1 protein-coding gene is annotated in these 466 nt (G+C 73.8%); it reads left to right on the top strand.

The window, feature by feature from the left end:
• On the top strand, positions 1–466 hold a 466-nt coding region (locus V2J85_RS40530; protein ID WP_330824380.1), incomplete at both ends, for a condensation domain-containing protein.

Below are 466 nucleotides of genomic sequence, written 5' to 3' on the forward strand. Positions count from 1 at the left end.
TCACCGAACTCCTCGGCCGGGTGCGGGAGATGTGCCTGCGTGCCTACGCGCACCAGGACGTGCCGTTCGAACTGCTGGTGGAGGAGCTCGCCCCCGGCCGTTCCCCGGCCTGGCACCCGCTCTTCCAGGTGGTGCTGGCGCTGCGGAACACCCGCGCGGGCGAACTGGCCCTGCCGGGCGTCGAGGTCCGCGCGGAACCGGTGGAGACGCACACCTCCCCGTTCGACCTGGCCTTCGAGTTCGACGACCGGGACCGGGACGGCCGCACCGCCGGGGGGATCTCCGGGACGGTGCAGTACAACGCGGACCTGTTCGACCGCGACACCGTCGAGCGGCTGGCCGGCCGTCTGCTGCGGCTGCTGGAGGGGGTGGCGCACGACCCGGCCCTGCCGGTGAGCCGGTACGGGCTGTGGGCTCCGGGCGAGCACGACCAGGTCGTCCGGCAGTGGAACGACACCCGCCGCCC

Origin of the sequence: Streptomyces bugieae (assembly GCF_036352915.1) — a bacterium.
Classification (GTDB): domain Bacteria; phylum Actinomycetota; class Actinomycetes; order Streptomycetales; family Streptomycetaceae; genus Streptomyces; species Streptomyces endophytica.